General features: G+C 72.7%; 26 protein-coding genes. 9 read left to right on the top strand and 17 right to left on the bottom strand.

The features are described from left to right. Window positions 1–9 precede the first annotated feature (9 nt). The 3 genes from AB4Z14_RS06975 (at window position 10) to AB4Z14_RS06965 (ending at window position 1,360) form a co-directional block, all read left to right on the top strand. On the top strand, window positions 10–264 hold the full coding sequence (locus AB4Z14_RS06975) for a DUF4287 domain-containing protein (RefSeq protein WP_442274577.1): 255 nt from the start codon (window positions 10–12) through the stop codon (window positions 262–264). After that, window positions 261–974, top strand: a complete 714-nt coding sequence (locus AB4Z14_RS06970) for a class I SAM-dependent DNA methyltransferase (RefSeq protein WP_442274576.1) — start codon at window positions 261–263, stop codon at window positions 972–974. The genes AB4Z14_RS06975 and AB4Z14_RS06970 overlap by 4 nt, the downstream gene beginning before the upstream one ends. A gap of 104 nt (window positions 975–1,078) precedes the next feature. Next, window positions 1,079–1,360 (top strand): DUF427 domain-containing protein, encoded by a 282-nt coding sequence (locus tag AB4Z14_RS06965; RefSeq protein ID WP_442274575.1) that lies wholly within the window; start codon window positions 1,079–1,081, stop codon window positions 1,358–1,360. 15 nt (window positions 1,361–1,375) lie between these two features. Here AB4Z14_RS06965 and AB4Z14_RS06960 read toward each other — a convergent pair whose 3' ends face one another. After that, window positions 1,376–1,810 (bottom strand): iron chaperone, encoded by a 435-nt coding sequence (locus AB4Z14_RS06960; RefSeq protein WP_442274574.1) that lies wholly within the window; start codon window positions 1,808–1,810, stop codon window positions 1,376–1,378. Between the two features lie 144 nt (window positions 1,811–1,954). Between AB4Z14_RS06960 and AB4Z14_RS06955 the strand changes: the two genes are divergently transcribed. Further along, a complete protein-coding gene (locus tag AB4Z14_RS06955) occupies window positions 1,955–2,965 on the top strand; it encodes a thermonuclease family protein (RefSeq protein WP_442274573.1) in 1,011 nt (336 codons plus the stop codon). A 114-nt stretch (window positions 2,966–3,079) separates the two neighbouring features. On the opposite strand, the gene AB4Z14_RS06950 is transcribed toward AB4Z14_RS06955, so the two are convergent. The 5 genes from AB4Z14_RS06950 to gndA all read right to left on the bottom strand — a co-directional run bounded on the left by AB4Z14_RS06950 (window position 3,080) and on the right by gndA (window position 9,674). Next, window positions 3,080–3,844: a GNAT family N-acetyltransferase gene (locus AB4Z14_RS06950; RefSeq protein ID WP_442274572.1), complete on the bottom strand. Its 765-nt coding sequence runs from the start codon at window positions 3,842–3,844 to the stop codon at window positions 3,080–3,082. 49 nt (window positions 3,845–3,893) lie between these two features. Then, window positions 3,894–4,484, bottom strand: a complete 591-nt coding sequence (locus AB4Z14_RS06945; protein WP_442274571.1) for a dihydrofolate reductase family protein — start codon at window positions 4,482–4,484, stop codon at window positions 3,894–3,896. A 48-nt stretch (window positions 4,485–4,532) separates the two neighbouring features. After that, the gene (locus AB4Z14_RS06940; RefSeq protein WP_442274570.1) at window positions 4,533–6,524 is read right to left on the bottom strand and encodes a vWA domain-containing protein; all 1,992 of its coding nucleotides are present in this window, start codon (window positions 6,522–6,524) and stop codon (window positions 4,533–4,535) included. Between the two features lie 9 nt (window positions 6,525–6,533). Then, window positions 6,534–7,931, bottom strand: a complete 1,398-nt coding sequence (locus tag AB4Z14_RS06935) for a sigma 54-interacting transcriptional regulator (protein WP_442274569.1) — start codon at window positions 7,929–7,931, stop codon at window positions 6,534–6,536. 291 nt (window positions 7,932–8,222) lie between these two features. Next, window positions 8,223–9,674, bottom strand: coding sequence for an NADP-dependent phosphogluconate dehydrogenase (gene gndA, locus AB4Z14_RS06930; RefSeq protein ID WP_442274568.1), 1,452 nt, complete (start codon window positions 9,672–9,674; stop codon window positions 8,223–8,225). Between the two features lie 91 nt (window positions 9,675–9,765). Here gndA and AB4Z14_RS06925 point away from each other — a divergent pair, with 91 nt between their 5' ends. Continuing rightward, window positions 9,766–10,650 (top strand): DUF429 domain-containing protein, encoded by an 885-nt coding sequence (locus AB4Z14_RS06925; protein ID WP_442274567.1) that lies wholly within the window; start codon window positions 9,766–9,768, stop codon window positions 10,648–10,650. Between the two features lie 37 nt (window positions 10,651–10,687). Beyond that, window positions 10,688–10,912, top strand: a complete 225-nt coding sequence (locus AB4Z14_RS06920) for a hypothetical protein (protein ID WP_442274566.1) — start codon at window positions 10,688–10,690, stop codon at window positions 10,910–10,912. Window positions 10,913–11,050: 138 nt separating this feature from the next. Here the strand turns inward: AB4Z14_RS06920 and AB4Z14_RS06915 are convergent, their stop codons facing one another. Continuing rightward, on the bottom strand, window positions 11,051–12,508 hold the full coding sequence (locus AB4Z14_RS06915; protein WP_442274565.1) for an MFS transporter: 1,458 nt from the start codon (window positions 12,506–12,508) through the stop codon (window positions 11,051–11,053). A 102-nt stretch (window positions 12,509–12,610) separates the two neighbouring features. Between AB4Z14_RS06915 and AB4Z14_RS06910 the strand changes: the two genes are divergently transcribed. After that, window positions 12,611–13,210 (top strand): TetR family transcriptional regulator, encoded by a 600-nt coding sequence (locus tag AB4Z14_RS06910; protein ID WP_056779476.1) that lies wholly within the window; start codon window positions 12,611–12,613, stop codon window positions 13,208–13,210. 114 nt (window positions 13,211–13,324) lie between these two features. Here AB4Z14_RS06910 and AB4Z14_RS06905 read toward each other — a convergent pair whose 3' ends face one another. From AB4Z14_RS06905 to AB4Z14_RS06885, 5 genes are all read right to left on the bottom strand, one after another. After that, window positions 13,325–14,470 carry an SGNH/GDSL hydrolase family protein gene (locus tag AB4Z14_RS06905; RefSeq protein WP_442274564.1) on the bottom strand — a complete coding sequence of 382 codons (1,146 nt, stop codon included), beginning with the start codon at window positions 14,468–14,470 and terminating at the stop codon, window positions 13,325–13,327. 150 nt (window positions 14,471–14,620) lie between these two features. Further along, window positions 14,621–15,445: an SDR family oxidoreductase gene (locus AB4Z14_RS06900; protein WP_442274563.1), complete on the bottom strand. Its 825-nt coding sequence runs from the start codon at window positions 15,443–15,445 to the stop codon at window positions 14,621–14,623. Window positions 15,446–15,573: 128 nt separating this feature from the next. After that, window positions 15,574–16,482: an alpha/beta fold hydrolase gene (locus tag AB4Z14_RS06895; protein WP_442274562.1), complete on the bottom strand. Its 909-nt coding sequence runs from the start codon at window positions 16,480–16,482 to the stop codon at window positions 15,574–15,576. Next, on the bottom strand, window positions 16,479–17,717 hold the full coding sequence (locus AB4Z14_RS06890; RefSeq protein WP_442274561.1) for an RNA polymerase sigma factor: 1,239 nt from the start codon (window positions 17,715–17,717) through the stop codon (window positions 16,479–16,481). The genes AB4Z14_RS06895 and AB4Z14_RS06890 overlap by 4 nt, the downstream gene beginning before the upstream one ends. A 13-nt stretch (window positions 17,718–17,730) precedes the next feature. Next, the gene (locus AB4Z14_RS06885; RefSeq protein WP_442274560.1) at window positions 17,731–18,126 is read right to left on the bottom strand and encodes a YciI family protein; all 396 of its coding nucleotides are present in this window, start codon (window positions 18,124–18,126) and stop codon (window positions 17,731–17,733) included. Window positions 18,127–18,264: 138 nt separating this feature from the next. Between AB4Z14_RS06885 and AB4Z14_RS06880 the strand changes: the two genes are divergently transcribed. Together AB4Z14_RS06880 and AB4Z14_RS06875 are read left to right on the top strand one after the other, a co-directional pair. After that, window positions 18,265–19,398, top strand: a complete 1,134-nt coding sequence (locus AB4Z14_RS06880; RefSeq protein ID WP_442274559.1) for a glycoside hydrolase family 76 protein — start codon at window positions 18,265–18,267, stop codon at window positions 19,396–19,398. 81 nt (window positions 19,399–19,479) lie between these two features. Continuing rightward, window positions 19,480–20,568: an alpha/beta hydrolase family protein gene (locus tag AB4Z14_RS06875; RefSeq protein WP_442274558.1), complete on the top strand. Its 1,089-nt coding sequence runs from the start codon at window positions 19,480–19,482 to the stop codon at window positions 20,566–20,568. 22 nt (window positions 20,569–20,590) lie between these two features. On the opposite strand, the gene AB4Z14_RS06870 is transcribed toward AB4Z14_RS06875, so the two are convergent. The 5 genes from AB4Z14_RS06870 to AB4Z14_RS06850 form a co-directional block, all read right to left on the bottom strand. Beyond that, the gene (locus tag AB4Z14_RS06870; RefSeq protein WP_442274557.1) at window positions 20,591–21,508 is read right to left on the bottom strand and encodes an amidohydrolase family protein; all 918 of its coding nucleotides are present in this window, start codon (window positions 21,506–21,508) and stop codon (window positions 20,591–20,593) included. A gap of 46 nt (window positions 21,509–21,554) precedes the next feature. Beyond that, window positions 21,555–22,088 carry a hemerythrin domain-containing protein gene (locus AB4Z14_RS06865; protein WP_442274556.1) on the bottom strand — a complete coding sequence of 178 codons (534 nt, stop codon included), beginning with the start codon at window positions 22,086–22,088 and terminating at the stop codon, window positions 21,555–21,557. Between the two features lie 90 nt (window positions 22,089–22,178). Continuing rightward, window positions 22,179–23,513, bottom strand: a complete 1,335-nt coding sequence (locus tag AB4Z14_RS06860) for an aminopeptidase C (protein WP_442274555.1) — start codon at window positions 23,511–23,513, stop codon at window positions 22,179–22,181. Window positions 23,514–23,668: 155 nt separating this feature from the next. Next, window positions 23,669–24,268 (bottom strand): ATP-binding protein, encoded by a 600-nt coding sequence (locus AB4Z14_RS06855; RefSeq protein ID WP_442274554.1) that lies wholly within the window; start codon window positions 24,266–24,268, stop codon window positions 23,669–23,671. 19 nt (window positions 24,269–24,287) lie between these two features. After that, on the bottom strand, window positions 24,288–25,208 hold the full coding sequence (locus AB4Z14_RS06850) for an NAD(P)/FAD-dependent oxidoreductase (protein ID WP_442274553.1): 921 nt from the start codon (window positions 25,206–25,208) through the stop codon (window positions 24,288–24,290). Between the last annotated feature and the right edge of the window lie 21 nt (window positions 25,209–25,229).

Below are 25,229 nucleotides of genomic sequence, written 5' to 3'. Positions count from 1 at the left end.
GGAGGAGCCATGACCACGCAGCCCACGACCGGCAACCCCGCCAGCCCCGCTCCCAAGGGCCCGGCGTCCTACTTCCCGTCGATCGAGAAGACCTACGGTCAGCCGATCGAGCACTGGATCGGCCTCGTCCGCGAGCAGCACGCCGCCGGCACGGTCAGGCACGGCGAGCTCGTCGCCTGGCTCAAGACCGAGCACGGCCTGGGGCACGGCCACGCCAACGCCGTCGTCGCGCACGCCCTCGGGCTCATCAGGGCCGAGGCGTGACGGAAGCCCACCCCACCGAGCCGAGCCACCCCACCGAGCCGAGCCACGTCACCGAGCCGAGCCACACCAGCGAGCCGAGCCACGTCACCGAGACGCGAGCCGCCTACGACACGGTCGCCGTCGACTACGCGAGCCTCCTCGAGGGCGAGCTCGCGCGCAGCCCGCTCGACCGGGCGCTGCTCGGGCACTTCGCGGAGCTCGTCGGCCTCGAGGGCGGCGGCCCCGTCGTCGACGTCGGCTGCGGACCGGGTCGCATCACCGGCCACCTCGGGACCCTCGGGCTCGACGTCAGCGGCATCGACCTCTCGCCGGGCATGGTCGCCGAAGCGCAGCGGCGGCACCCCGACCTCGACTTCCGCACCGGGAGCCTCGCCGCGCTCGACCTCCCCCACGCCTCGGTCACGGGCGTCGTCGCGTGGTACTCGATCATCCACACGCCCCCTGAGCTGCTCCCCGAGGTCTTCGTCGAGCTCCATCGGGTCATCCGGGCGAACGGCCTGCTGCTGCTCGCCTTCCAGGCCGGCGGCTTCTCGGTGCGGCACGAGCAGGCCTACGGCCACGCGGTCACCTTCGAGGCCCACCGCCACGACCCGGACGGCGTCGCCGCACAGCTGGCCGACGCCGGCTTCCGCGTCACCGTTCGCACCGAACGGGTCCCGCAGGACCACGAGAAGACGCCCCAGGCCTTCCTCCTCGGCCGCCGCGGCTGAGCCTCGCCGCCGCCGAGGCTGTCCAACGTTCGGAAGGAATCCGCCGCTCCGGGAGTTGTCGCTGAGGACGGCCCAACCGGGGCCCGACCGATGAGGAGCTCAGCGTGCGTGCGATCTGGAACGGCAAGGTCATCGCCGAGAGCGACGACACCGTCGTCGTCGAGGGCAACCACTACTTCCCCCGCGAGTCCGTCGACGACAGCGTGCTCGTCGACAGCAGCACGCAGACGACGTGCCCGTGGAAGGGCGAGGCGTCGTACTTCTCGGTCGCCGTCGACGGAGACACCAACCGCGACGCCGCCTGGTACTACCCGACGCCCAAGAGCGCCGCAGCCGAGATCAAGGACCGCGTCGCCTTCTGGCGTGGCGTCACCGTCACCGACTGAGCGCCGCCACGACACTCACGCCCGGTGGCGCGCCGCGAGCGCCCGGGCGACCCGCTCGATGAGGTCGTAGGGCACCGGGTCCTTGTAGAAGAACTGCACCGTGTCCTTGGCCGCCCGGTGCGGCGCGATCTCGGCCTCGAGAGCGGGGTCGAGCTCGCCCACGGGGTAGAGCCCGACGTGCTTCTTCCACCCGGCGAAGTGGATGCCGTAGCGGTCGGTGAACATGATGGCCGGCATGCCGTAGCGGATCTTCTCCTCGCCGCCGGGCACCGCCCGCCGGAGCGCGGCATGGACCTGCTCGAGCACCTGCCGGGGCCCGTCAGGGAACCCGTGGACGTAGGCGTCGACGGTCGTCGGTGCGCCCGTGGCCCCCGCGTCGGGCGCGGTGTCTGTCGTGGTGTCGGGCGTGGTGTCGGGCGTGGTGTCGGGCGTGGTCTCCGGCTCGCTCATCGGTCCCCCTCGTGCCCTTCATGGCTGCTGCGTCGTCCCTCGCCAGTGTGACCCACTGGGGGCCCGGCGACCATGGTCCATTCGCCGGACAGGGCGGTGCCGATCACCTACGGTGAGCCGATCACCAGGGGATCAGGGAGCACGATGCGCAGTCGCAGGACCAAGGGAGTCGTCACGATCGCGGCTCTCGTCGCGCTCGCGGCGATCGGCGGCAACGCCGCACGAGGCTCGGACGAGATCGCGCCCACGGGCGCGGGTGCCTCGCCCGTCGTGACCGTGACAAGCACGCCGGCGCCGAGCGTGGCGACCGACGGGGACGCAGCGCGACGCGCCGCCGAGGCCACCGCAGACCAGGCTGCCGCAGACCAGGCTGCCGCAGACCAGGCTGCTGCTGACCAAGCTGCTGCGGACCAGGCTGCTGCTGACCAGGCTGCTGCGGCGAAGAAGGCCGCGGATGCCAAGGCTGCCGCCGCTCGCGCCGCCGCGGCCAGGGTCGCAGCCGACCAGGCTCGGGCCGCCGCAGCGGCGAAGGCCTCGGCGTCTGCCGCCACGTGGGCCGTCACGAAGGTCGTCGACGGGGACACGATCTGGGTCTCGCGCTCGGGGATATCCCGCAAGATCCGCTTCATCGGCATCGACACCCCCGAGACCGGCGAGTGCGGCTTCACCGAGGCCCGCAACGCGCTGCGCGGCATCATCGGGGGCCAGCGCGTCACCCTCACCGCGGGTGCCCGGGACGACGTCGACCGCTACGGCCGACTGCTGCGGTACGTCGACGTGAACGGCGTCGACGCGGGCCTGCGCCTCGTCAAGCAGGGGTATGCCGTCGCCCGCTACGACTCGCGCGACGGCTACGGCTCGCACACCCGGGAGGCGGCCTACGTCCGCGCCGACGCGGCAAGCCCCAAGGCCGCCTGTGCCGAACCCGGTGCCGGCACCTCCAACGGCACCACGGGCGGCAGCGGGTTCACCGGGGCCTGGCCCCTGCCCGGCGACACGTACCCCTGCCCGCAGTCGCGCCCGGTCAAGGGCAACGAGAACTCGATGATCGCCCACGAGCCGGGCGACCGGTACTACACCAAGACGAAGCCCGAGCAGTGCTTCGCAACGATGGCCGACGCCGAGGCGGCCGGTTTCCGCCCCGCCAAGGTCTGACCGCGCGTCGACCGGTGTCGGGAGGACGCCGCGGTCACCCGGCCCCGCGCCCCACGTCGGAGCTCCACCAGCGGAGCAGTGACGTAGGGAGCGCGTGATGATGCAGCTGGTGCCTCAGTCGTCGAGCTCGAGGATGCAGGCGGTCCCGACGTCGACGAAGCCGACCCGGCGGTAGATGTCGGCAGCCGCGTCCGATCCGGCCGACAGGAAGACGATCTCGACGCACTGCTCGCGGCAGGCCGCCACGAGGGTGCTCGTGATCGCCGTACCGTGACCGCGGCCTCGGTGACCCGGGGGCACGGCGATGCCCATGAGCTCGGCGACGTCACCACGCGGAGCGGCCGACCCGGCGCCGCAGAGGCGGTTGCCCTCGAACGAGGCCACGACGAGGAGGTCTCCGCGCTCCATGAGCTCGGGTCGCTTGCCCGGGTCCTTCGGCTCCACCTCGTCGCGCCCGGCGAAGCCCGCCGACACCGCGCCCATGGCCAGCGACAGGTGCGGCTCGGCCGGGTTCAGCGCCCGGGCCCGTGGGTCCGCCGCCACCGGGACGTCCGACGGCATGACGAGCAGCGGGTAGCGGTGCGGCTCGTGGCCGGCCGCACGCACCGCAGGCAGCAACGACGGCGTGACCTCGTCGACCCACTCGACGGCCCGCGGCACCTCGAGCTCGCGCTGGGTCTCGAGCACACGGCATACGTCATCGGCGCTGAAGGCGCCCCGGCCACCCAGCCGGGGGCGCGCGTAGAACTGCCACCCCGTGCCCTCCTCGGCGACGAAGAGGGTGAAGGGCCCGACCTCCATGGCGCGGGCGACGGCGCGCGGGACGCAGTCGTAGTACGCCTCGATGCGGTCCAGCCGCGCGTCGTGAGCTCGCCCCATGGCGCCACCATGACAGTCCGCGGCACGCGCGAGCGACCGGTTTACGGCGTCAGCGGCGCACCGGGTACACGAGGTGCGTGACCCGCTCACCCTCGACGACCGTGGTCGGGTCGCCGAGCACGACCTGGCCGGCGGCTTCGGTGAAGTACGGACGCCCGACGCCCAGGAAGCACGGCACGAGGTCGATCGCCACCTCGTCGAGCAGGCCCTCGGCGAGGCACTGGCTCGCGATCTCACCGGCCGCGACACCCAAGGCGGAGTCACCCGCAACCTCGCGCGCCCGGGCCACCGCGTCGTGGACGCCCCCCGTCACGAACTCGACGGTCCCGCCGGGATAGCCCCAGCCTTCGGGCGGCTCGTGGGTGAGCACGACGACCGGGACCCCGAGCGGATGCGTGCCCTTCCACCCGTCCGTGATGTCGAAGAGGTGCCGGCCGACGACGAGCGCGCCGAGGCTGCCGGCCCACGACCGCCAGTAGTCCGCATCGGTCCGGGTCAGGTGGAAGGTCATGTCACCGCCGGCCGACTCCCACGGCACATCGCCGGCCTCGTACCAGTCGAAGAGCGGACCGACCTCGTCGTCCGGACCGGCGACGAACCCGTCCAGCGACATCGATGCCGACGACACGACCTTGCCCATGGTGCTCTCCTGTCTGCGAGGTGCTCGTCCACCAGTGCGGCCCAGCGCTCAGCGGCGGCCCCGGCGGGTGCGGAGGTAGTCGGCGACGACGTACTCCCCGAGCCGCGAGATGTCGGGCGTGAAGACGCGCCCACCCGCCCGCCGGGCCACGGCGTCGACGAAGCGCGCCAGCCCCGGGTCGTCGCCGAGCATGAAGATGTTGAGCTGGGCCCCCGAGCGCCGCAGCTCGTCGACCTGCGCCACGGTCGCGCGCACGGTCTCCTGCGTCGCCGGCCAGTGGAAGGCCGGGCGCCCGTCCACCTCGATGTGCGCCGTCGGCTCACCGTCGGTGACGACGAGGACGACCGGCTCCGCGTCCGGGTGCCGCCGCAGGTGCCGCGAGGCGAGCATGAGCGCGTGCTGGAGGTTGGTGCCCTGCACCCACTCCGGCTCGGCCTCAGTGAGCTCCGTCGGCGTGAGCTTGCGGGCCGCGAGGTTGAAGCCGATGATCTGCAGCGCATCGTGCCGGAAGCGGGTCTGCACGAGGTGCGAGAGCGCGAGCGCCGTCTGCTTCATCGGCCCCCACCGACCCTCCTGCATCATCGAGAACGACATGTCGACGCACAGCGCGACCGCCGCCACCGAGCGCCGCTCCGTCTCTGCCACCTCGAAGTCGTCGACGAGCAGCTCCACCCCACCGCCCGAGGCGGTGCTCCGTCGGGCCGCGTTGCGCTGCAAGGCGTTCGACACGGTGCGCACCGTGTCGATGGGCAGCTCGTCGCCGAACTCCCACTGACGGGTGAGCCCGGTCGGCTCGTCGGCCTGACCCGCCGCGCGGTCGTCGTGGTCGCCGCGGCCGGTCGCCTCGACGCGGTCGAAGACCCGCTTGAGCGCGGTCTCGCCGAGGCGTCGCACGGCACGCGGGGTGAGTCGCAGGCCGTCGTCCCCGCGGGAGACGTAGCCCTGGCGTTCGAGCTCGCGCTCGAGCTGGCGGAGGGCCTCCATGTCACGGGCGGCGTCGGCGCCGAGGTACTGCTCGAGCCGCTCGACGTCGACGTCGTCGAGAGTCGCGCCGAAGTAGCCCTGACCGAGCTGCTCGCCGAGCTGCTCGAGATCGGCGAGCTCGGCGACCGCCCCGACAGCCTCCCCGTAGCCCATCGGCTCGCCGCCCTGACCCGGCTGCACGGGGCTGCGCCGGTCGAGACCGGGCCGCAGGGCGCGCAGGTTGTCGGAGAGCTGCGCCATCTGCGACGCGAGGTCGGGGTCGCCGAGGGCGTCGGACATGAGCTGGCCGAGCTGCTCGCGCTGCTCGGGGGTCAGCGAGGCCATGAGCCGGTCTGCCGCGGCCTGTCGCCGCGCCAGGGCGTCGATGAGCTCGTCGACGTTCTCGGGGTGCTCCGGGAAGAGGTCGCCGTGCTTGTCCATGAAGTCGCGGAACTGGTCCTCGGTGTCCTCGTCACGGGCGTGGGCGGCGAGGAGCTGGTTGAGGTCGGCGAGCATGTCCTTGACCGCCTGCATCGCCTGGGGGTCGTTGCCCGACAACGCCTGCTTGAGCCCCTCGAACTGCGCCCCGACGACCTCGCGCTGGAGCATCTGCTGGATCTGCTCGTACGTCTGCTGCGCCTCGGGCGAGTGCCACGCGTAGTCCCCGAGTGCGCGGACCGCGCCGGCCACGTCGTCGGGGATCGTCGCGAGGTCCATCTCGGCCAGCCGGGCGTCGTCACCGTCCTCACCGGCGAGGGTGTCGCGCTCCTCGGCGAGCGCCTGGTCGAGCATGGCGCGCACCTGGTCGAGGGTGCCGCCGAGGTCGCCGCGCCGACGCGCAGCCTCCCGCAGACGGCGTACGCGGTCAGCGAGGTCGTCGAGGCCGCGACGTCCGTCCATGCCCCGTCGCATGAGCTCGCGCAGCGCCTCCCGCAGGGAGCCACCGGCGAGGACGTCGTGCCCGACCTCGTCCAGGGCCGAGCGGACGTCGAAGGGCGGCGCGAGCGGGTCGGGCCCACCCGACCACGGCGCATAGCGGAACCGCCCGTGCACCTCGTCCCCGTCCCGCGGCGTCATCGGCACGACCTAGGCCCCGTAGACGGTGCGGCCGGCGACGGAGTCCTTGTCGATGCGGCGCGTCAGGTGCAGTCCCTCGAGCACGAACTCGACTGCGGCAGCGACCTGCCCGGGGGTCGCGTCGTCGCCGTGCCCGAGCCGGTCGAGCACCTTGGACAGGCCCGGCACCGGGCCCACCTGCGCGAGCAGGTCGGCGCCCGGCACGAGCTCCCCGGTCTCGACGACGGCGCCCTCGGCGAAGAGGTTCGTGAAGCCGGTGAGGTCGAGGCCCGCGAGGCGCGAGCGGTAGGTCTCGGCGACGGCGAGGCGCAGCAGGTGCGTCAGCACATCGCGCTCCCGGCCCTCCTCCCCCATCTCGAACTCGACCTTGCCGAGCAGGGTGGGCACGACGGTGGGGACGTCGCAGACGCGCGCGACGGCATACGCCTCCCCGGAGCGGGCGGCGCGGCGCAGCGCGGAGCCGGCCACGCCCTCGGCCCCCGCGATGGCGAACCGCGCCGACACACCGGAGCGCTGGTCGACGGCCGACGACTCGCGCAGCCCGCGGGTGAAGCGGGCGACGACCTCGAGGAGGTGCTCGGGCACGTCGGCGACGAGCGCTGACTCCTGCGCGATGAGGGCGACCTCGTCGCTGACCTCGTTCGGGTAGTGGGTGCGGATCTCGGCGCCGAAGCGGTCCTTGAGCGGCGTGATGATGCGGCCGCGGTTCGTGTAGTCCTCGGGGTTGGCCGTCGCGACGAGGAGGATGTCGAGGGGCAGCCGCAGGGAGTAGCCGCGGATCTGGATGTCGCGCTCCTCGAGCACGTTGAAGAGGGCGACCTGGATGCGCTCGGCGAGGTCGGGCAGCTCGTTGAGGCCGAAGATGCCACGGTTGCTGCGCGGCACGAGGCCGTAGTGCACCGTCTCGGGGTCGCCCAGCGTGCGGCCCTGCGCGACCTTGACGGGGTCGACGTCGCCGACGAGGTCACCGACGCTCGTGTCGGGCGTCGCGAGCTTCTCCGTGTAGCGCTCGCTGCGGTGGCGCCACGCGACGGGCAGGTCGTCGCCGAGCTCGGCCGCGAGGCGACGGCAGCGGGTGCACGACGGCGCGTGCGGGTCGTCGCCGATCTCGCAGCCCTCGACGACGGGGCTCCACTCGTCGAGCAGGCCCGAGAGCGTGCGCATGAGGCGGGTCTTGCCCTGGCCGCGCTCGCCGAGCAAGACGAGGTCGTGGCCCGCCAGCAGCGCCGTCTCGAGCTCGGGCAGGACGGTCTCCTCGAAGCCCACCATCCCGGGGAAGGCGTCGTCGCCCGCGCGCAGCCGGGCCAGGAGGTTCTCGCGGATCTCGCTCTTGACGCTGCGGTGGACGTGGCCGCTGTCGCGCAGCTCGCCGAGGGTGGTGGCACGACCGGTGTCGGGGTGGGTCATTGCTTCACGCTACGTCCGACTCCCGACCCTGTCGAAGGGTGCGTATGCCCGGGCCCGGGTCCGCGGGCGCGGCCGGCCCGGCCGCCCCTCGCAGGGGGCTGCCCCACACCGCGCCACGATGGGGACCGGAGCCTGTGCGTTGGGTCACGCTGTGACTCTCGTGCGCCTTTGCGCCCATCGAACCGGCTGAGTCACCTCACGACTCAAGGCACAGTGAGCCGCCCGCCTACTCACGCACCGGGCCGGTGCCGGGAGCCGGACGCCGGACGCCGCTCCCCGAGCGCCGGGTCCTCAGGCCGAGGCGGACTCGGCGCGGTCGCCGGCCCAGTCGGTGTGGAACGTGCCCTCGCGGTCGACGCGCGTGTAGGTGTGCGCACCGAAGTTGTCGCGCAGCGCCTGGATGAGCGCGGCTGGCAGACGGTCGCGGCGCAGGCCGTCGAAGTAGGCGAGCGACGACGCGAAGGCCGGTGCCGGGACGCCCCGCTCGGCCGACACGGCGACGACGCGGCGCCAGGCCTGCACCCCGTCGCCGATGGCGTCGGCGAACCACGGCGCGGTCAGCAGCGTCTCGAGGTCGGGCTCGGCGGCATACGCCTCCTTGATGCGGTCGAGGAAGCGGGCGCGGATGATGCAGCCACCACGCCAGATCGTCGCGACCTCACCGAGGTCCAGGTCCCAACCGTGCTCCTCCGAGCCGGCGGCGAGCTGGTCGAAGCCCTGGGCGTAGGCGACGATCTTCGAGGCGTAGAGGGCGGCCCGGACGTCGTCGACGAAGGCGTCGCGATCGACGTCGCGCTGCGTGGCGGGGTCGAGGTCGGCGAGGTCCGAGAAGGTCTCGCGCACCGCGGCGCGCTGGCTCGTGTGGCCCGACAGGCTGCGCGCGAAGGTCGCCTCCGCGATGCCGGTGACCGGGACGCCGAGGTCGAGGGCGCTCTGCACGGTCCAGCGGCCGGTGCCCTTCTGCTCGGCCGCGTCACCGACGACGTCGACGAACGGCTTGCCCGTCGAGGCGTCGGTGTGGGCGAGCACGTCGGCGGTCATCTCGATGAGGAAGGACTCGAGGTCGCCCTCGTTCCACTCTCGGAAGACGTCGGCGATCTCGGCGGGCTCGAGCCCGAGGACGCTGCGGAGCAGGTCGAAGGACTCGGCGATGAGCTGCATGTCGGCGTACTCGATGCCGTTGTGGACCATCTTGACGAAGTGGCCGGCGGCGTCGGGGCCGAGGTGCGCGGCGCACGGCGTCCCGTCGACCTGCGCGGCGATCGACTCGACGACCGGAGCCAGGCGCTCGTAGGCGTGGTCGGACCCGCCGACCATGATCGAGGGACCGTTGAGCGCGCCCTCCTCGCCGCCCGAGACGCCCATGCCGACGAAGTGGATCCCCTGGTCCGAGAGGGCCTTCTCCCGTCGGAGCGTGTCGGCGAAGTGCGCGTTGCCGGCGTCGACGACGATGTCGCCCTCGTCGAGCAGCGGCACGAGCTCGTCGATGACGGCGTCGGTCGGGTCACCGGCCTTGACCATGACGATGATGGCTCGCGGCTTCTGGATCGCGGCCACGAAGTCCTTGACCGTCTCGGCGGGGACGAAGTCGCCCTCGTCGCCGAACTGCTCGACGAGGCTCGTCATCCGCGAGGTCGTGCGGTTGTGGACCGCCACCGTGTGGCCGTGGCGGGCGATGTTGCGGGCGAGGTTGCGGCCCATCGTCGCGAGGCCGGTGACGCCGATCGTTGCGCGTGTCTCCATGTGGGCGCCAACCTCCCCGGAGACCGGTCCATTCCGCGCTGTCCACCCACCGGGCCAGACCGCACAGCCTCCGATGGGGTTGAGTGGTGCCATGGAGACGGACGCGCAGCGGATCCGCGGGCTCGCCGACGGGTTGACGACAGCGCTGGCCGGGCCGGTCGGCGGCAGCGACGAGATCAGGGCCGCCCTCGCGGAGAGCGTCGCAGCGCTGCGCCGGCTCGCGGACGTCGTCGAGCAGCACTCCGATGCCGCGGCGACCTCCGGGCGCCCCGCTCCGGTCGAGGTCGTCGCGCCCGTTCTCGGTGTCGACGGGTGCACCGCCGGCTGGGTCGGCGCGCTGCTCGAGCCCGGCACCCCACGTCCGCGCATCCTCGTCGCCCCGACGATCGCCGAGCTCGTCGCCATGGTGCGCGAGTCGACCGGCATCCGAGTCGTCGGCATCGACATCCCGATCGGCCTGCCGGACAGCACGATCCGCCAGGCCGACGTCCTCGCACGCAAGGCACTGCCCGGCAAGGCGTCGTCGATCTTCTCGACGCTGACCCGAGCCGCCTACGCCGCAGCCACGCGCCTCGACGCCGACGCCGTCAACCGTGGCCTCGTCGGCCAGGGCGTGGGTGCCCAGGCGTTCGCCCTGCGCGACAAGATCGTCGAGGTCGACGCCTGGCTGCGCACGCGCCCCACCGTGACGGTGCTCGAGGTCCATCCGGAGGTGTCCTTCGCGACGATGACCGGCGCACCGATCCTCGCGAGCAAGAAGACCGACGACGGACGCGACCAGCGGCTCGCAGCGCTCGCGGCCGCGGGCATCGCGCGCCCGTCCGTGCTCCGGGGCCAGGGGTATGCCGCGGACGACGTCCTCGACGCCTGCGCGGTCGCGTGGTCGGCCGCGCGCCACGCGGCAGGCCTGGCCCGGTCCCTGCCCGACCCGCCGGAGGTCTTCTCCGACGGCATCCCGGCCGCCATCTGGGCCTGAGCGACGCACGCGCGCAGTCGTGTCCGACGATGGGCGCATGCAGATCACGCTCGACGACCTCACCGACCCGGCCGTCATCGCCCTGCTCGACGGGCACGTCGCGCAGCTGCGCTCCATCTCGCCCCCGGAGAGCTCGCACGGTTCGGACGACTTCTTCGCGCCCGCCCGGGCTCTGTACGCCGCCCACGGCTTCGCCGAGTGCGGGCCCTTCGGCAGCTACCGCCTCGACCCGCACAGCACCTTCATGACCCTCGAGCTCTGAGTCGCCGGTCCGACGCCGGCGCCGTGTGCACGGGGCGGCGTCAGGACCCCGACGCCTGCACACGGCACCACGACGCGAACGAGGTATGCCGTCACGACCGGGCGCGACGGCATACCTCGTCCGGTGGTGGGTCGGGGCTCAGGCGGCAGGTGCCACCTGGGGAGCCCGACGGATGAAGAGGACGACGACCGCGGCGAGGAGTGCCGCACCGGCGCAGAGCGCGAAGAGCTGGCGATAGGCCGTGAGCGACGGCACCGCGAAGCTGCCGAGGATCACGGTGTTGGCGGCGAGGATGCTGCCGCCGAGGGCCGAGGCGAGCGAGCTGCCGAGGCTGCGGAAGAGCGCGTTGAGCCCGTTGGCGGCGGCGCTCTCGGTGCGCGGCGTGTGCTCGTTGATGAGCGAGGGGATGGCGGCGTAGCCGATGCCCGTGCCGATCCCGACGATGGTCGTGCCGATGATGACCTCGGTCAGGCTCGAGGTCCAGACGATGCGCATGAACCACCCGGCGGCGACGACGACCGCGCCGAGGGCGAGGGTCTTCGGGGCGCCCCACGAGCCGATGAGGCGCGCGGCGATCGGCGAGAAGATGATCATCGCGATGCCGCTCGGGAGCAGGGCGAGACCGCCGGTCATGAGGCTGGCGCCGAAGCCGTAGCCGCTCGCCTCGGGGGCCTCGACGAAGGCCGCCGTGCCGAGGAACGACGCGAAGAGGGCGAAGCCGAAGAGGACCGAGGCGATGTTGGTCAGCACGATGGGACGGCGGCGCAGCGCCCGGAGGTCGACGAGGGGGTCCTGGATGCGGGTCTGGCTCCAGCCGAAGACGGCGAAGAGCACGGCGGAGGCTGCGAGCAGCCACCACACGCGGGGGTCGGACCAGCCCCAGGCGGCGCTCTGGGTGAGCGGGAGCAGGAGCGTCAGCAGGGCGGCACCCATGAGGGTCGCACCGACGAGGTCGACGCGGCCACCGCTGCGGCCCGGAGCCTCGGGGACCATCATCCGGATGCCGGCGAAGGCGATGAGCCCTGCGACCGAGGTGATCCAGAAGAGCGCGTGGAAGGAGAAGTGCTCGGCGACGAAGCCGGCAAGAGGCAGGCCCAGCGCACCGCCGACGCCGAGCATGGCGCTGACGAGGGCGACCGACGACGCGACGCGTTCCTTGGGCATCGTCGTCATGAGCAGGCTGATGCCGAGCGGGATCGCCGCAGCCGCCATGCCCTGGATCGAGCGCCCGAGGATGAGCAGGCCGATGTTGTCGGTGAGGGCCGTGAGGAGCGAGCCGAGGGTGAGGGCGGCGAGGGCCACGAGGAGCATCCGGCGCTTGCCGAACATGTCACCGAGGCGGCCCAGGATCGGCACGGAGATGGCGGCGACGAGCAGCGTCGAGGTGAGCAGCCACGAGACGTTGCTGGCCGACGTGTTGAGGTCGGCCGGCAGTGACGAGAGGACGGGGATGAGCAGCGACTGCGAGAGCGCGACGACGAGCGCACCGAGGCCGACGAAGACGAGCTGGACGGTGGCCCGGCTCGACTGTGCCCTCGACGTCGTGCTCGGTGCGGTGGCGACGGCCGTCTCGGGCGGCTCGGTGCTGACGGACATGCGGACTCCTCCGGAGGATCTGGGTGTGGTGACACTGTACGCCCATTGTGACACTGAGTGTCAAACGCGGCATGAGATGCCATCCGGTGCTAGGATCGGGACATGCCGCCGACGCCGACCACTCTCCGCGACCGGGCGCGCGGGGCCGTGCGTGACGAGGTGTCCAAGCAGGCGTGGCGCCTCTTCGCGGCCCAGGGCTTCGAGCTGACCACCGTCGACCAGATCGCCGCCGCGGCAGGCATGTCGCGCCGCACCTTCTTCCGCTACTTCGAGAGCAAGGAGGACCTCGTCCTCGACCGCCTCCTCGAGTCGGGTGAGTCCGTCGTCGACGCGATGCACGAGCGGCCGGCGGACGAGCCGCCGTGGACGGCGCTGCGCGGCGCCTTCGAGGCCATCGTCAGCGTGATGGAGGCCCATGCCGTCAGCTCCCGGCCGCTTCAGCTCATGCTTCATCGCGAGCCCGTGCTGCGTGGCACCGTCACCGAGCTGCACCGACGCTGGCTCGAGTCGCTGACCCCCCTGGTGGCCGGGCGCATGCCCCGCCGCCGTGGCCACCGAGGTCCCGACGTGCGCGCGGCCGCGATGACGAGCAGCGCCCTCGCCTGCCTCGAGATCGCGCAGACGACGTGGGCCGCCGACCCCTCGGTCCGACTCTCGTCGCTGCTCGACGAGGTCATGGGCGCCGTCTCGCCGCTCGACTGAGCACCGCCCGCACACCACCCGGACCCGCCACGACGTGACCGAGGTATGCCGTCGCGACCGGACACGACGGCATACCTCGTCCCAGCGGGGCCTGTCTCTCTGACCCCGTGGAGCTCAGCCGGTGACGGCGACCCGGAGGGCTCCGGCGGTCGCGTCCCAGCCGGGCTGGGTCGGGTGGACGAACTCGGCGACGTCACGGCCCGGCGTGCCGACGGGCACGAGCCACGCCTTCGAGTTGTCGGCGACGACGTGCGGGTCGAGGCCGTGGACTCGGCCGCCCCAGGCCGCCTTGACCGTGTCGACGAAGTGGTACTGCGTCGTCGCGACCTCCGCGTCGAGCTCGGCGATGCCGCGCGCCTGGAGGTCGTCGCCGAGGCGCTGGAGGTCGTTGAGCGCCGTGCCTGCGTCGTAGACCGGCGCGACCTCGGGGATGCCGTAGCTCTCGGAGTTGACGAGGAACGGGTAGCTGAGCAGGTAGACCTGCGCGTGCCCACCGGACCGGGCGACGACGGCACGCAGGGCCGCCTTGGTGCGGTCGACCATCTCGGGCGCCTTGGCCGTCGCCGCGTCCAGCGCCTGCTTGCAGCTCGACGGGTCGCGGAGGGTCAGGCAGTCGACGACGATCGTCGAGAAGCCGATGTCGTTGCCGCCGATGGTGACGAACACGTAGTCGGTGTCTGGCGTGACCGCGTCGACCTGCGGCCGGGCGACGAGCTGGCACGAGACGGTGCCGGTGTAGAGGCCGCCCACGCCGACCCCGGCGACGAAGGTGTAGGTGTAGGAGAAGTCGGGCTGGGACGGGACGCCGCAGAGTCGCTCGTTCTGCGCCCGGCGCAGCCACTCGGTCTTCTGGTCGGGGTGGCGCGCCGGGTCGATCGAGTACGTCGCGCTCTTCGTGGACGGGTCGCCGAGCTCGCGCGGCTCGAGGATGTCGGCGACGACCCCACCGCTGCACGCCACGTCGGTGTAGCTCGCGCCGATCGAGGCCGCGACCTGCGAGCCGTAGTTGTCGGGCGACCGGTAGCAGCTGCGCTCCTCGTAGCTGCCCGTGCCGTTGCCGGCCGAGTAGGAGTCGCCGAGCTGGACGACGTGCGGCGCAGTCGTGTTGGACGGAGCACCGGCGGACGGAGCGGCGGTCGGGGAGGCCGCGGCTGACGGAGCGGTGGCCGCGCCGGCCGTGAGTGCTGCGGCTGTGGCGAGCGCCGCGACGAGGGCTGCGGCGGGGCGGGCAGGGCGGCCGGTGGGTGCGGAACGGGGCACGGCGGGACTCCTTCGTCCGGTGTCGGTCTCCGAGGAGAACGACACCGACACGACGGAGGTCACGCGGGCGCCGTGGCCGCCACCCCACGCGGAGGAGGTATGCCGTCACGGACGTACGTGACGGCATACCTCCCCTGGTCGTGGCGGGGGTCAGCCCTGCGCGAGCTGGGACACGTCGTCCCACTTCTCCCACGTCTCGATCCGCGAGGCGTAGTCCGCCTTGGCGATCGAGAGCGGGGCCGCGCCGAAGAAGACGCGCAGCGGCGGCTCGTCGGCGTCGACGATCCTGAGCACCGCGGCGGCCGACGCCTTGGGGTCGCCGGGGCCCGACGTGTTGCGCGCCGCACGCTCGCGGTGGGTGCGTTCGCGGATCTCGTCGTAGGTCGACGACGGGTCGGAGTGCTTGGCCGACGGGCCGGCCCAGTCGGTCGAGAAGCCGCCGGGCTCGATGAGCGTGACCGTGATGCCGAAGGGCGCGACCTCCTGGGCGAGCGACTGGCTCAGACCCTCGAGCGCCCACTTCGACGCGTGGTAGGCGCCGACGATCGGGAACGCAGAGATGCCGCCGATCGAGCTGACCTGGATGATGTGGCCCGATCCCTGCTCGCGCATGATCGGCAGCGCCGCCTGTGTCACCCAGAGCGCACCGAAGAAGTTCGTCTCGAGCTGGTCGCGGACGTCGGCCTCGCTCAGCTCCTCGACGAAGCCGAAGTGGCCGTAGCCGGCGTTGTTGATGACGACATCGAGACGGCCGAACCGATCGTGCGCCTGCTGCACGGCGGCGAAGTCCGCGTCGCGGTCGGTGACGTCGAGGGCGATCGGCAGCAGCCGCTCGCCGTAGGTCTGGACGAGGTCGTCGAGGGTGGAGGTGTCGCGGGCGGTCGCGGCGACGTTGTCGCCTCGCTCGAGTGCGGCGATCGCCCACTCGCGACCGAACCCACGGGACGTTCCGGTGATGAACCACGTTTTCGTCATGCGTTCGACGCTATGACTTCGAGTGCACTCCAACGCAAGCCGCGCCGTCGCTGCCAGACCCCGGTTGAGGTGATGCCGACGCCCCGCGTGGACCCCGCGATCACCTCGAACCAGCCGGGGGCCGGCCCTCAGGATCGTCGAGCGGTCCGGGCCAGCCAGGTGAGCGCGTCCTCGGCGGTGCGGAGCACCGAGATGTGGCCGTCGCCGGGCTGGAGCCACAGGTCGGCGTCGGGGAGGGCACTCGCGAGCCACTGGCCGTGCGAGGCCGGGACGATCCGGTCGGCCCCGCCGTGCACGGCGAGCGTGGGGGCCGACACGGCGCCGGGCTCGAAGCCCCAGTCGGAGACGTAGGCCAGGTCGTCGTCGATGAGCGCCGCCGGACCCGCAGCGAGGGCGGGCCCGACGACGGAGCCGAACCAGCCCCACGGTCCGGCGAACGCCGCCTCGTCTGCCTCCACGAAGCCGACGTCGGTCTCACCCGCCGGCGCCTGTGCGGCCGCGGCCTCGTGCGCCTCCTTGGACTCGCGACCAGCTGCTGCAGCGCGGAGGGAGGCCTCACCGCCGGGCACCATGCCGGCGAAGAACGCCAGCCCCGAGGCGCTGAACGGGGCGACCGCGGAGACGCTGACGACGGATCGCACCCGGTCGCCGAGCAGCGCGCCCGACGCGAGGGCGTGCGTGCCGCCGCCCGAGTGCCCCATGACCGCTAAGGAACCCACGCCGAGGTGGTCGGCGACGGCCGCCACGTCCCGGGCGGCCGAGGCGACGTCCCGACCCGGCCGAGGCGTCGACCCGCCGTAGCCGGGCCGGTCGTAGGACACCCAGCGGATGCCAAGCCGGGCCGCGGCCTCGAAGAGGGGCCGTGGCGGTGCGCCGATGTTGGGCGTCCCGTGGTGCCACACGACGACGAGCGGCTCGACGTCGGTGGCTCCGCTGGCCCCGAGGTCGCCGGTGTCGTAGACGTGCAGCACGTGCCCGTCGCCGAGATCGACGTCGCTCTCGGTGACGGCGCTCGGGGCGGCTGGGGTGTCGCTCACAGGGCTTCGGCCTTTCGTCGGAGGTGGTCCTGCTCGGGGATGCTCGTCGTGAGCCGGGACGCGAGCAGGTAGCTGTCGCGAGCACCGGCGGCGTCTCCCGACATCTCGAGCAGGTGGGCCCGCACGGCGTGCAGCCGGTGGTGCCGGGCGAGCCGCTTGTCCTGCTCGAGGTCGTCCAGCACGGCGAGCCCGGCGACAGGTCCCTCGACCATGGCGAGCGCGACGGCGCGGTTGAGCGTCACGACCGGCCCGGGCGCGAGCTGCTCGAGCAGCCCGTAGAGGGCCAGCACCTGCTCCCAGTCCGTCTGCGCCGCCGTCGGCGCCTCGTCGTGCACGGCCGCGATCGCCGCCTGCACCTGGTAGGGCCCGAGCCGGGTCCGCGTCAGGGCGTCGGTCACGAGGGCGACGCCCTCCCGGACGTATGCCGTGTCCCACCGAGAGCGGTCCTGCTCGGCGAGCGGCACGAGCTCACCGGCCTCGCTCGTCCGGGCCGGCCGTCGCGCCTCGGTGAGCAGCATGAGGGCGAGCAGCCCGGCGACCTCGCCGTCATCGGGCAGGAGGGCGTGCGCCTGGCGCGTCAGGCGGATCGCCTCTGCCGTCAGGTCGATCCGGTGCAGCGAGTCGCCACTGCTCGCCGTGTGACCCTCGGTGAAGACGAGGTAGAGGACGTGGAGCACCTCCCGCAGCCGCTCGGGCACGTCGTCGGGCGGCGGCATCCGGAACTCGGCCCCCGACTCGCGGATCCGCTGCTTGGCGCGGCTGATCCGCTGCGCCATCGTCGCCTCGGGCACGAGGAACGCGTGCGCGATCTGCGCCGTAGTCAGACCGCCGACGGCCCTGAGGGTCAGGGCGATCCGGGCGGCCGGGGCGAGCGCGGGGTGGCAGCAGAGGAGGAGCAGCGTCAGGGTGTCGTCGTGGTCGGCCGGCCCGGCGGCGTACGCAGGCGGAACGACGAGGTCGTCGACCGGCACGTTGGTCGCGTCGGCGAGCTCGCGTCGGATCCGCGCCTCGTCGCTGCGCAGGCCGTCGATGAGGCGACGCGAGCCGACCCGGATGAGCCACGCCTTGGGGTCGTCCGGCACGCCCTCCTCGGGCCACTGCGCTGCCGCGGCCAGCAGCGCCTCCTGGGCGGCCTCCTCGGCACGGTCGAAGTCCCGGTAGCGACGCACGAGCGCCCCGATGACCTGCGGCGTCACGCTGCGCCACAGGTCGTCGGTCACCACGGATCCGCCCACGTCACAAGCCTTCTCAGAGGTCCTCGGCCGATCCACCCATGAGCGGGCGCACCTCGACGACAGCGAACCGGGCGTCGGGGAAGCGTCCCGCGATCTCCTCGGCCCGCTCGGAAGTCGCACAGTCGACGACGAAGTAGCCGGCCATCTGCTCCTTCGACTCTACGAAGGGACCGTCGGTGACGAGGCTCTCGCCGTCGCGCACCCGCACGCTCCGGGCCGTCAGCGGGTCCGCGAGCGCCTGCGCGGTCACGAGCTCACCCGACTCGCTGATCTCGCCCATGAGCTCCTCGAAGTCGCGCAGCATCCCGGCGCGCTCGTCGTCGGTCATGGCCGCGGCCTCGGGCGTGCGCAGGAAGATCGGGTGCCCCCACGTCTGCGGGTTGCTCCAGATCATGAGCAGGTACTTCACGTCGACTCCTTCGTCCTGGCGCCGTCGTGGCGGCCGGTTCACGTCTCGTCAGGGACGTCGGAGCCGTGGCCGCGATCTCGACACCGCCACCGACCCTTCCACAGTCAGGTGTGGAGGGGGTCGCGGTAGCGTCGCAGCGTGTCAGCCGCCGACGCCCCGACCGCTCCCCCGGCCGTCCTCGACGAGCGCGCCGCCGAGGCCGAGCGGTCCGTCACGGCGCTCTTCGCCGGGCGGCTCGGTCGTATGCCGTTGACGCACCTCGCGCGCATCGTGCACCCCGCGCCGCCGGGGTCACGGACGTTCAGCGGGCTCCGCGGGGCGTGGCACTACTGGTGGCAGGCGCACTACCTCGATGCGGTCGTCGACGCCGGCCTCCGGTCCCTGCGCGCCGGTGACCCGGCAGGCGCGGAGGCCCGTGCCCGACAGGGTGACCGGCTGCTCTCGACGATCCGGCTGCGCAACCGGGTGCGCTGGGTCAACGACTTCTACGACGACATGGCCTGGCTCGCGCTCGCCTCCGGTCGGCTGCAGGACCTGCACGACGAGATCGGGCGCACCGCGCGGGGCCGACGCCTCCGCTCGGCCGGCAGCCACCTCACGGCGCAGCTGCGGTCGGCGCACACGGACGACCTCGGGGGCGGCCTCTTCTGGAGCCGGGACCGCGACTTCAAGAACAGTCCCGCGACGGGCCCGGCCGCGCTGCACCTCGCCCGTCTCGGCGACACGGACGAGGCTCGCCGGCTCGTCGACTGGCTCTACGCGCGCCTGTGGTCGGTGGAGAGCGGACTCGTGCTCGACGGCATCCGGCTCCTGGGTGGTGAGGAGGTGCTCGTCCCCGACGTGTGGTCGTACAACCAGGGCACGGTGCTCGGCGCGCTCGTGACGCTCGGGGACGACCAGAGCCTCGCGCGGGCAGCCGCGCTCGTCGCCGCGGTGGACGCGCGGCTGACGACCGAGGTCGGTGGCGCCCGGGTGCTTCGGACGCACGGCGGCGGCGACGGCGGCCTCTTCACCGGGATCCTCGTGCGCTACCTCGCGCTCGCCGCGAACGTCCCGGCCCTCGACCCGGAGGCGCGGGAGACCGCACGGCGGCTCGTCACGGGCACGGCCGACGCGCTGTGGACCGGTCGCGGCAGCCTGCGGGTCGCAGGTCGGCGTGACCCGTCGGTCTTCCCCGTCGAGCCGGGCGGGCCCGCACCGGTGCCACCGCTCGAGCTGTCGCCGCAGCTGCAGGCCTGGACCGTCCTCGAGGCCGCCGCCGCGCTCCACTGACCGCGTCGGGAAGGTCTCGGATCGGGCACGAAGGCTGGGAGCGGGCTGGGAATCCCGCCTCCCACGGGTGAGACTCGAGACGTGCGCACCCCACGAGCCCTCGCCGTCGGCCTCACCACCGCGGTGTTGCTCGGCGCCTGCTCGACCGGGGGGCCCACCGACGACCGAGGGGGCGGCACGACGGGAGCCGGCCCGACGGCATACGCCAGCGCGTCGAGCGCTCCGTCCCCGGCGCCCTCCACGACGGCACCGGAGCAGACCCCGACACCCGGTCCGACCAGCACGCCGAAGCCCGCGCCCGATCCGGCGTCGATCGCGGCGCTCATCGCGATGCAGTACGACGGCGGCAACCTCAGGCTCGGGCGCGAGCGCGGCAGCACCGACGCGTACCGGCAGTACTTCGCGACCTACGAGAGCAACGGGCTGACGATCTCGGGGCGCATCAACATCCCGCGCGGCACGGGCCCGTTCCCGGCTGTCGTCCTCGCGCACGGCTACGTCGACCCCGCGGCCTACACGAACGGCGAGACCATGCTCCGCGAGCGCGACCACCTCGCGCGGCAGGGCTACGTCACGCTGCACATCGACTACCGCAACCACGCGCAGTCCGACACGGACCCGCGCAACGACGCCAACCTCCGAGCGGGCTACGCGGTCGATGCCATCAACGCCGGGCTGGCGCTCAAGAAGGCACAGGTCGTCGACCCCGACCGCGTCGCGCTCATCGGCCGGTCGATGGGCGGCGGGGTCGTCTACACCGCCCTGGTCGTACGCCCGGGGCTCTTCCGCGCGGCCGTGGCCTACGCGCCGGTCAGCTCCGACACCGTCGACAACTTCGACACGTGGGTGCGGCGCGACGCCTCCCGCTCGGGCGCGGCCCGCGCCGTCATCGGCCGCCTGGGCACTCCCGAGGCGCAGCCGGCGGCCTGGGCGGCGACGAGCCCGCGCACCTATTTCGGCCGGATCACCGAGCCGCTCCTCATCCACCACGGCACCGCCGACGAGGACTGCCCGCTGTCGTGGTCGCGCGAGTCCGTCGCGGCGCTGAAGGCCGAGGGCAAGGACGTCGAGCTGCGCATCTATCCCGGCGGGCGGCACACGCTGACGTCCCCGCAGTGGGACACCTCGATCCGCCGCACCGAGGCCTTCCTCGCCGAGCACCTGGGCTGACGTCCGGTGCGGCTTGCCACGGCTACGTGGTAGGCAGACCCAGCAGACGGGCGCCGTTGTGCCAGAGCACGGCACGCATCCAGTCGTCGCCGAGGTCGAGACGGGCGAGCGCGTCGACCTGGTGGGCGTAGGGGTAGGGGATGCTCGGGAAGTCCGAGCCGAGCACGACCCGGTCGCGCAGCCCGCCGAGACGGTCGACGTAGCCGTCGGGGAATGGCGCGAAACGGTTCGTGAAGTCCGTGCCGCTCATCGTCGTGTCGAGGTGGACTCCGGCGAACTCCTCTGCGAGGTCGGCGAACTCGTGGTACTCCGGCATGCCGAGGTGGGCGACGACGAGGACGAGGTCGGGGTGCCTGCGGAGCACCTCACGCACCGCTCGCGGGCCGGTGTGGGTGCCGCGGATGGGCGCCGATCCGGCGTGGACGACGACGGGCACGCGGGCGGCCTCGAGCCGCGCCCACGCCGGGTCGAGCCGGTCGTCGTCCGGGGTGAAGTCCCCGACCTGGACGTGGATCTTGAAGAGGCCGGCCCCGTCGTCGAGGGCCGCCGCCACCTGGTCACCCACGCCGGGCTCCGGGTAGAACGTCGCGCAGTGCACGGCGTCGGGCACCCTCCGGGCGAAGTCGGCACACCACTCGTTGAGCCACGTCGCCATGCCGGGCTTGTGCGGGTAGACGAGAGCCGGGATCGCCCGGAGCCCGAGAGCGCGCAGCGTCGCCAGACGCGTCGGCTCTTCGTCGCGGTACGTGATCGGCCACGGCGCGCCGTAGTGCGTCTCGGCGTCATCGAAGTAGGCCCACACCTTGCGCTGCATGGCGTCGGGCAGGAAGTGCACGTGGATGTCGGCGAGCCCCGGCAACCCGAGGGAGCGGACGTATGCCGGCACGTCGGCGTCCGTCGCCGGGCCCGGTGTCGTGCGGGGTGCGTCAGAGGTCGTCATCGTCTGGCAGCGTAGGTCAGGCCGGTCGCCCTCGCCGGGCGGGCGCTCACGTGCCACGCACCGTCAGCACGGCACCGACCCACGAGCGGTCGTCGAGGCCGTCGAGCGCGGCGCCGATGCTGCGCTCCTCGAAGGCGAAGTGGGAGTCCATGATCGCCATGAGCCCGTCGAGCTCCCCCACGAGACGAGTCCGGCGCGCCCCCGACGCCTCCGGTGTCTCCGACGCATCCTCGGCGAGGACGGCCACCCGGGTGAGGATGCCGGCGACGAGGTGATGGTCCTCGGCGAGCTTGTCGAGCATCGGGCCGAGGTCGGGGCGCTCGGCGCGGAGCGCAGCGAAGAGTCCGTCGTCCTCACCGGTGTGATGGGCCTGGAGGGCGCGGCAGAAGCCGAGGCAGTGCGCGAGGAGCCCGGCGACCGGCGATGGCTCTCCGGCCGCCGGCGCACCATCCCCGCCGAGACTGTCACGGAGGACGCGCACCCGGGCCCGAAGGTCGTCGTGCACGGCGCTCAGCTGGGCAGCCAGGGCCACCGTGCGGTCCTGGTCGTCATGACGTGGGTCGCGGGAGCTCGGGAGCATGGTCCACCCAGTCCATCACGTGCACCCGCCGACGCAGAGCGCGCCGCCGCCTGACCGGCAGCGGCGCGCTCGACGCGGAGCGGAAGGGAGTCAGCCGGCGAGGGCGCCCATCGGGTCCCAGGCGGGGAGCACGATCGGGTCGCGGGTCAGCGCCTCCTGCAGCTCGGCGGGCAGCGCGTCGCGGCGCACGGCCACCTCGAAGACGAACTCGGCGAACCACGAGTCGTTCATCGTCATGAAGCCCTTGTCGCCCTTCTCGGTGCCCCAGCTGTTCTCGACGCGCCAGCGACGCGGGACGTCGTCGAGCAGGTCGACGCCGGTGAAGAGCATGGCGTGCGTCATGAGCGACTCGTGGTGCAGCAGCCGGTCGGCCTTGCCGAGACTCGGCTCGGTGCCGTAGATCGCGGCGCGGTCGAAGAGGCCGGCGTCCCAGAGCCCAAGGGTGGCGTTGGACATCTGGCCGGTGTCGCACCCGAACCAGACCGGCTCGCCGCCGACGATCGCCTGTGCCGCAAGGGACTTCATGAGATCCGGCTCGACGTTGAGGTAGGTGACCGGCGGCGCCCCGACGACGTTGCCGAGGTGCTCGACGGTGAAGGTGTGCCCGTAGGGGCTGCTCGCGCGGGGGTCGTTGACGAGGCACACGTAGTCCTCGAGCGGCACCGTGACGTAGCGCTCGGCGAACTCGAGCGGCGTCATCGTGCCGTCGCGGTGGAAGCCGCCGTCGGTGTCCTTCCACTGCCACACGAACGACTCCGGCGGCGTGCCGAGGTGGATGCAGAGCAGACGGTGGACCGTCACGAGCACCTGCTCCTTGGCGTCCTGGAGGTCGTCGGCGCCGGCGCCGTCGGCTGCCGCGGCCCGCAGGTCGCGCGCGGCCTGGCGCAGGATCGTGCTGAGGTCGCGGTTCATCTGACCGGTGTTGCTCGAGCTCTTCGTCTCGGGCATCGCGACCTTGGGCACGAGGCCGTGCTTGACGACGAGCGCGACGAACATGTTCCACTGCCCGCCGTCCTCGGCCGGCGTGGCGAGCAGGTGCGCCACGGTGCGGTCGTCGACGTCACGGTCGGACGTCGCGATGACGGACTCGAGCCAGTGGTTGGCCTTCTCGAACTTGTCCCAGAAGAGCAGGTGGTTCTGCGAGAACTCGAAGTCCTTGACCTTGAGCTTCTCGCGGGCACTCGCGCGCAGCAGGTTGGTGCCGGCGAAGAGCCAGCAACGGCCGCTCTTCTCCTGGGAGGTCGCCGTCCAGTCGTCGAGGAGGTTCGAGACCGAGTGGTCGATGCCCGTCACCACCCGGCGGTCGAGCGCGATCTCGTCGACCGACGTCGTCGTGACGGCATTCTGGAGCATTCGTGCGGTGGGGTCGGCCTCGAACGCCTTCGTGAGGCGCTCGACGAGGTCGGGGGCGAGGTCGCGCGGCATGGGCCACTCCTTCGAGCTTCTCGGGATCCCAGCATCGTATGCCGCGCGGCCGGCACCCACCCGGTCCCGCCCCACTCGAGTGAGCGCCCGCCACTCGGGTGAGCGCCAGGCCCCACTCTAGTGAGCGCCCCGCCACACGCGTCGCGGCAGGTCGGTCACACGCTCTCGGCGACGACCTCGATCGGCACCGCTGCGGTGTACGCCTGCGCGGCAGCCCGGACCTCGTCGGCGGTGAGGGAGCCCGGGACGAGCGCCGGGTCGGGCCGGAACTGGACGACCGTCCCCGTCGACGCCTGACCGGGCACGGCCTCCAGCACCCCCTGCGGCAGGCCGTGCTCGAAGCTCTGGCTCCAGCCGCCCTCGGCCCGCCGGTTGGTGTGGACGACCCACTCGCTGAGGGCGGCGACGACCGAGATGCCGGCTCGCGGCGACCCGTCGGGCAGCAGCGGTGCGTCGTCGCGGCCGTAGAAGCGCAGGTCCTTCGTCGCCATGATCGGCTTGACGCGCGCGACACCGTCCTCGTCGACGCGGGTCTCGGTGCCGCGGCCGTCGTCGGCCACCGAGACCGAGCCGTCGGCGTGGAGCACGACACGGATCCGGGTCGTGCGTCCTTCGACAGCCTCGTCGACGGGGTAGGCGAGCACCTCGAGGACGAGCTTCAGCGGGCCTCCGGCAGCGAACGCACCTGCGTTGGTGCGGATCTCGTCGAGATGGTCGGGGTCGACCGCCCTGCTCCAGTCGTGCGTGGTTCCCACGCCCCCACCCTGTCAGAGGTCAGCGCGCCGTCAAGGCCATGATCGCCGCCGAGGCCGCGAGCTGGCCGGACGCCGCCGCGGCGACGACCGAGGCCATCGGCATCGGGTAGGCGGGCAGGTGCGCCATGTCACCGGCACAGAGCACCCGCTCCCGGTTCGACCGGGCGAACTCGTCGACCCGCACGGCGCCGGACGGGTTGAGCTCGAGTCCCAGCTGCTCGGCGAAGGGCGCCGACTGGCTCAGCTCCGGCTTCACGAAGAGCCCGGCGACCTGCTCGGTCGTCCCGGCGGGCACCTGCTCGCCGTCAGCACCCGCGAGCACCACGCGTACGCCCCGGCCGTGCCGCTCGGCCGAGACGACACGCTCGGTGCGCACGGTGGTCCCCACCGGGAGACCGTCGGGCACGGCGTCTCCGTCGGTGAGCACGACGATCTCGGACGAGATGCGTCCGAGCAGGCCCGACAGGTGCGGGGCGATGGTCGCCCCGAGGATGCCGACGCGCTGACCGCTGAGCTCGTGGCCGTGACAGAAGGGACAGTGCGCGACGAGGTCGCCCCACAACGCGTCCAGCCCGGGCACGGGCGGGAGGGTGTCACGGACGCCGGTGGCGAGGACGAGGGCCCGCGCCGTCACGGCCGTGCCGTCGGCCACGTGCAGCCGGAACAACCCGTCAGCCTCCTCGACCGACTCGACGCGCTGCTCCCGCACGCTCACGGTGTCGTATGCCGTGAGCTGCTTTCGCGCGTCGGCGCGGAAGTCCGCGGGCGGAGTGCCGTCGAGGGCGACGACGTTGTGCATGTGGCTGACCGTGGCGTTGCGATAGGTGCCGTCGTCGAAGAGGACGGCGTCGCGGTGGACGCGACCGAGGGTGAGTGCGGCCTGGAGGCCGGCGGGGCCTCCGCCGATGACGGCGACGTCGGTGTGCGTGCTGGCGGTCATGGTGGCTCCTTGGTGATCGAT

It is taken from the genome of Terrabacter sp. 2TAF16, from assembly GCF_052115065.1.
In the GTDB taxonomy this organism is placed as follows: domain Bacteria; phylum Actinomycetota; class Actinomycetes; order Actinomycetales; family Dermatophilaceae; genus Terrabacter.
Note: the sequence above shows the minus strand (reverse complement) of the source record. Positions and strands in the feature narration are given on the sequence as shown.